Source organism: Holdemanella sp. (genome assembly GCF_056804935.1).
The window spans coordinates 1-6,972 of the sequence record NZ_DBMEXE010000071.1; the positions used below are offsets into that span (position 1 = coordinate 1).

Annotated in this window: 4 protein-coding genes and 1 rRNA gene; 1 reads left to right on the top strand and 4 read right to left on the bottom strand. The window is 36.4% G+C overall.

All coding sequences use genetic code 11. The features are described from left to right. Positions 1-118: 118 nt before the first annotated feature. Positions 119-1,630, bottom strand: coding sequence for an IMP dehydrogenase (locus ACZQCL_RS04740; protein WP_118115030.1), 1,512 nt, complete (start codon positions 1,628-1,630; stop codon positions 119-121). 45 nt (positions 1,631-1,675) lie between these two features. Continuing rightward, positions 1,676-3,784, bottom strand: a complete 2,109-nt coding sequence (pulA, locus tag ACZQCL_RS04745) for a type I pullulanase (RefSeq protein ID WP_288523111.1) — start codon at positions 3,782-3,784, stop codon at positions 1,676-1,678. A 101-nt stretch (positions 3,785-3,885) separates the two neighbouring features. On the opposite strand from pulA, the gene fumC reads away from it, so the two are divergent. Further along, positions 3,886-5,259, top strand: coding sequence for a class II fumarate hydratase (fumC, locus tag ACZQCL_RS04750; RefSeq protein ID WP_482481968.1), 1,374 nt, complete (start codon positions 3,886-3,888; stop codon positions 5,257-5,259). Between the two features lie 18 nt (positions 5,260-5,277). On the opposite strand, the gene cls is transcribed toward fumC, so the two are convergent. Beyond that, a complete protein-coding gene (gene cls, locus ACZQCL_RS04755; RefSeq protein ID WP_482481970.1) occupies positions 5,278-6,813 on the bottom strand; it encodes a cardiolipin synthase in 1,536 nt (511 codons plus the stop codon). Between the two features lie 67 nt (positions 6,814-6,880). Beyond that, a 5S ribosomal RNA gene (rrf, locus tag ACZQCL_RS04760) occupies positions 6,881-6,972 on the bottom strand; the annotation flags it as partial.

Consider the following 6,972-nt stretch of genomic DNA (forward strand, 5'->3'; position numbering starts at 1 on the left):
TGTAGTAGCAATACTACAATTTTCGTCGTGCCTTCAAATAAAAATACCATCCAGAAAATAGTATCTGGATGGTTCGTCATCTCTTAACTTAATGACATTGACCGAAGTCCTTTTGAGATTATTGTGGTTTTGCGTCGAAATGTTCATCACGAACGACAACGTCGTGAGCTCCACCTTCGACAATACTTGTACTTGATACTAATGTAACCTTCGCATCTTTTTGAAGTTCAGGTATTGTTAAGCATCCACAGTTACACATTGTATGACGAATCTTAGATAAAGATAGACCTACATTGTCTCTTAAGCTACCTGCATAAGGAACATACGAATCAACACCTTCTACGAAAGACATTTTCTTGTCTCCACCAACATCATATCTTTGCCAGTTACGAGCACGAGCACTACCTTCACCCCAGTACTCCTTCATGTAATTTCCATTTACACTTACAATCTTATTTGGAGCTTCTTTGAAACGAGCAAAGTAACGACCCAACATAACGAAGTCAGCACCAAATGCCAATGCTAATGTGATATGGTAATCATGTACAATACCACCATCTGAACAAATTGGAACATAGATTCCAGTTTCTTCAAAGTATTCATCACGAGCTTTCGCAACATCAATTGTAGCTGTAGCTTGTCCACGACCAATACCTTTTTGTTCACGAGTGATACAGATAGAACCTCCACCGATTCCAATCTTAATAAAGTCAGCTCCTGCATCCGCTAAGAAACGGAAACCATCTCCATCTACAACGTTACCAGCTCCGACTTTTACGCTGTCACCATAGTGTTCACGGATCCATTTAATTGTTTCAGCTTGCCATGCAGAATATCCTTCACTTGAATCAATACATAAAACATCTACACCAGCTTCTACTAAAGCAGGTACACGAGTCGCATAGTCACGTGTATTGATACCAGCACCTACAATGTAGCGCTTTTTATCATCCAATAATTCATTTGGATTATCTTTGTGTGATTCATAATCTTTTCTGAACACGAATGCCTTTAAGTGTTGTTCTTTATCAACGATAGGCAACTGATTTAATTTGTGTTCCCAGATTAAATCGTTTGCCTCAGACAATGTAATATCTTCATCTCCGACGATCAATTTTTCAAATGGTGTCATAAATTCCTTAACCAAGATCGAATGATCCATACGACTTTCGCGATAATCACGACTTGTTACGATACCTACTAATTTACCATCTGCTTGACCATTGTCAGTAACAGCCATTGTTGAGTGTCCTGTCTTAGTACGAAGAGCAATTACATCCTCTAATGTTGCTTCAGGGCTAATATTTGAATCGCTGCCAACAAATCCAGCCTTAGTCGATTTTACTTTACGAACCATAGCGGCTTGAGACTCAATTGTTTGACTACCGTAAATAAAACTTACTCCACCCTCACGTGCAAGTGCACAAGCCATTTCTTCACCGCTAACAGCCTGCATTACAGCACTTACCATTGGAATATTTAAAGATAGTGCAGGTTCTTCACCTTTTTTGAATTTTACTAAAGGCGTTTTCAAACTCACCTTATCCGGTGTACAATCCGGACCTGTGTAACCAGGAATCAATAAATACTCACTGAACGTTCTAGATGGTTCTTCAAAAAATTTTGCCATTGTTTATCTCCTTCTCAATTTAACCTATATTATATGTTTTGAGTTCTACGCCGTCAAGCCAAATTGACAAACGACGACACTAAATGATGCAATATGAATATCCTGCGTTTCTAGCGCATTGCTATTTCCATCATCAAACAAGACTCTAGCTTCTTGTTCCAAATGATAATCATAAGGAATGTTAGTTGGATTAAAGAAAGCCACACAATGATCATCCCCTTTTTGACAAGAATAGACTAAGACTTGATCATAGATCGAATCAAATTGAACACCTTTTTCGATGTCTTCAACCGTGCTCAATCTAAAACAAGGATGTTCTTTACGAAGCTGAATCAATTCCTTTGTACGCTCTACAATTTCAATATGATGATCCCTTCTTTGATAATCAACACGATTGTAGTTATCCGAACGATTGTATGTATTCCCTAAACCTTGTTTAGTGCGACCAAACTCTTGACCACAATGAATAAATGGAACCCCTTGTGCAAGTAATACCATCGCATTGGCCATGATCTGTCGTTTTTCTCTTAAATCACGACTCTCCCCATGACAACATACTCTGTTTTTATCCCATAACGTATGATTATCATGACACTCTACATAGTTAATGACTTTCGCTGGACTATCAAACACATGGTCCATACAGCTTGCGGCCATTACACATTTTACTTGATAGAATAAATCGGCTTGTCCTGACGCAAAGCCTTTTCGTGAAAGCTCATCATTCGATCCACGAACAACTTCACGGAAGCGATCCGAGAAATGACCAACATGTGGCATCTTAGCTTGATTCAGTTGCGAAGCACGAATCTCTTCCGCCACAAAGCTTGGCATATTCCAGCCTTCCCCATAAATCATAAAATCCGGTTTCAATTTTTTACATTCTTCACTAATTTCATTCATTAAGTTATAATCTAGAATTCCCATTAGATCAAAACGGAAACCATCCACATCAAATAACTCAATGATCTTCTTACAAGTTTCTAAAAAATATTTACGTGCCATATATGGCTGTGTATCAATATCATTGCCACAGAAACTTCCATTCGAAAATTCACCTTCACGATTCATTAAGAAATAATAATCGGGCACCATATTTTCTAACGCAAAATTTTCTTTGACATACACATGATTAAACACTAAATCCAAATTCACTCGAATGCCTGCCTTGTGACAATCATGCACCAAATTCGCAAACTCCTCGATACGTAACTTCGCATTCTTTGGATCTAGTGAATAGGCCCCTTCCAAACAACGATATTGTACAGGATCATAGCCCCAGTTATAGAAAATATTTGGATACACTTCATCCACACTGCCAAAGTCAAATACAGGCATCAATTGTACGTGTGTCACACCTAATGATTTTAAATAACTAAAACCCGTATTGTGTGCTTTTGTGATTTCATTTTCTTCCGTAAATCCCACAAATTTTTTTGGATGACTCACACCAATTCCAGTTTGACTTGTCATATCACGAATACTTGCCTCATATATAATCGCATCGCATTCACTATCCATTGGCTTCAACTTGACTTTTTTTGGAAGTTTTAAACTCTTAGGATCTACAATCACACTGTATTGGCCATTCGGACCACTAAAACAAGTATAAGGATCTGTTACCCCTTTATATTCTCCATTCACACGTACTAAGTAAGAATAGTGAACTCCATTTAAATCTTTATTGACAGTAAGCGAGAAAACCCCTTTATCCTGTCGAGCCATCGATTCAACGGTTTTCTTGCCATTTAAAACATAGCCTACATTCACAGCTAATGCGGTGGGTGCCCATACTTTAAAGGTTGTCTTTTCCGGTGTATATGTAACTCCTAGATCCTCTTTTTCATACATGTACTCTTTCGCAAAACGCTCTGTTTTAACAATATGAGAGTATTTGGCAACACAAGTTTTACAATGTTCATCATACACAGTGTATTCTTGACCCATTTGCAAATTCCCGTTTAAAGACAATGAATAATGCGTATATCCATTGTATAGATCACTTTGAGACTGAATCGTCAACGGAATAATACGATCCTTTGTATCTTTCATATGGAAAATACGACTTTTTCCACCAAAAAAATTTTTGGACATATAAACATCCAAACAATTGTAATCATCTAAATAAGCTTCATATGGCTCCTTCATTCGCATATGTAGTATTCCTCATTTCCTTTTATTTTACGTATCTATTGTAACATGTATACAGACAATTTTTTAAAAAAATGTTAAACTACTTCATAGAGGTGAACAAAATGAGTACATATCGTATAGAAGAAGATTGCTTAGGACAAATCAAAGTCGAGGCTGACAAATATTGGAAATCCCAAACCCAAAGAAGTTTAGAGAATTTTAAGATTGGACAGGAATTAATGCCTGCCTCTTTGATTCATAGTTTTGCGATATTGAAAGAAGCATGTGCCAAGGCCAACCTTCATTTCAATAAAATTACTGAAAAACAATGTGAAGCCATTGTCGAAATCTGTCAAAGAATCGAAAACGGACAATATTTAGACCAGTTCCCTTTACATGTCTGGCAAACAGGTTCTGGAACACAAACCAACATGAATGCCAATGAAGTCATTTCCATGTTAGGAAATGAATACGCAAAGGAAAACATTCTCCATCCAAACGATACGGTTAACGCATCCCAAAGTTCAAATGATACCTTCCCGGCTGCGTTACATATCATGGTCGCACAAAAAATCAATGCTGAGCTACTTCCACAATTGGATTTAATGATTCATCAAATCAAAAAACTAGAAGAAGAAAACGAAGGCATTATTAAAATTGGTAGGACTCATCTTCAAGATGCCACTCCATTATATTTCTCACAAGAATTAAGTGGATACCGTTCTATGATTGAGCATAGTAAAGCTCAAATTATCGATAGCTTAAAATATGTGTATGAACTAGCTTGTGGTGCAACCGCTGTAGGTACAGGAATCAACTGTCCAGAAGGTTTTGATGAAGTCGTCACAAAGCTCATTTCTGAAAAGACACATCTTCCTTTTGTACCAGATTCAAACAAATTCCATGCTCTAACAAGTAAGGATGCCATGGTATATACAAGTGGGGCTTTAAAAGGTCTTGCCTCTAACTGTATGAAGATTGCGAATGACATAAGATGGCTTGCCAGTGGCCCAAGAAGTGGCATTCATGAAATTGATATTCCAAGCAATGAGCCAGGATCTAGTATTATGCCAGGTAAAGTCAATCCAACTCAATGTGAAGCCTTAACTATGGTTGCCGTACAGGTCATGGGAAATGATACGGCGATTGGTATTGGGGCAAGCCAAGGAAACTTTGAATTAAATGTCTTTATGCCATTGATTGCCTACAATATGGATCAGAGCATTCAATTATTAAGTGATGCGATTCACTCATTCACCATCCATTGTTTAGATGGTTTAAAGGCCAATAAAGAAACTATGGATAAAAACTTACATAACTCCTTAATGTTAGTCACTTGTTTAAATCCAGTGATTGGCTATGAAAAAGCAGGACATGCAAGCCAACATGCCTTCAAAAATAACTTAACTTTAAAAGAAGCCATTTTAAATTTGGGTTATTTGACGAGTGAAGAATTCGATTTGTATGTGCAACCCGAAAAAATGATTCATAAATAGAAAAAAAGGTATTTAATCCTACATGATAGGACTAAATACCTTTAATATATTTCGATATACTTTCACAGCTGGATTTGTGTTTACACATTCCTCTAATGAAACTTCATGTGAGACTTTGAATATCTCTTCAAAGTCATTTTTTATATCTGTTAAACAAGTAGTTTCATGCATCCATACACCACATTCATAATGTTGATAATATGATCTAAAATCCATATTCACTGTGCCTACTAAAGCACTCGAATCATCAACGATACAAACTTTGCCATGAATAAATCCAGGTGTATATTCGTAAATTTTAACACCTGCTTTGATCAATGTATCAAAGTTGGCTTTTGTGACTTCATACACCATCTTTTTATCCGGAATTCCAGGAACAACAATTCGTACATCTACACCATTGGATACAGCGAGTTTTAGAGATGAAATCATTTCAGCATCCAAAATTAAATAGGGCGTTGTGATCCAACAATAGTCTTTGGCACAGCCAAGCATATTCAAATGCATATTTAAACTTGTGTTATTTTCATCCGTTGGAGAATCCGAAAATGGAATGATATATCCAGGATTCTTTAATGATGAAAAGACTTCACGATTTTGAATAAAACGCGAATACGATGTATATTCACTGGCTTGATAGTTCCAAATCTGTAAGAAGGAAATGGTAAACATTTCAACACCAGCTCCCTTGATCATACAACCCATATCTTTCCAATGCCCAAAACGTTTCTTCGTGTTGATATATTCATCGGAAATGTTGCAACCTCCTGTAAAGGCCACCTTACCATCAATGACTAGAATCTTTCTATGATCTCGATTGTTCATTGCCATGGCCAGTTGAGGTCGTAATGGATTAAAGGCATGTGTTTGAATGCCACGCGCATTCAAACATTTCGCATAATCTCTAGGTAAATAGGTCAAAGATCCCATATCATCATAAATAACACGAACATCTACGCCCATAGCGGCTTTATCCATTAAGATCTGTAGAATGGTATTCCACATAACTCCTTTATTGATAATAAAGAATTCCATAAAGATAAAATCTTCGGCTTTAATTAATTCTTGAATAAAAGCCTGATATTGTTCTTCACCAGAAGGAAAATAAGTTAACAAACAATTGTCATAAACAGGAAAATATCCATTTGTCCATGCCATGGATGTCATTTTATCTAAGACATAGTCATCTTCATGAAGATCACTTAAAATTTCAATGTTTTGAAGAGCATACTTTTTATAGTCTGAATATGCCTGTCTATCTTTGATCATTAAAGCCTTTGGAATCTTACGATTTCCAAGTAATAAATAAACAATGCCACCAAAGATTGGAAAAGACATAATCAATAAAACCCATAATAATTTAGAACTAGAATCCGAATCACGATTGATGATATGCATACAGACGCATAGACTAAATATGATCAAGATATAGTAAACAATAAAGAATCTTTGACTAAAATAGCTCACCAAAAAGAACAGTGTTAAAAATTGAAGTAATACAGCTAAGATAATATAGATAGGTTTTGATTTACAATATTTCAAAATTTTATGCATATTGGTATTATACGCTAGAAAAGCGTAAAAAAAAAGCAGACAAACGCTACATATGTATAAAAAAAGGACCCGGCAGCTAGCTATCTTCGCAGGGGCAAGCCCAACTATTGTCGCCGTGAAAGTGCTTAACTTCTGAGTTCGGGATGAGTTCAGGTGTGT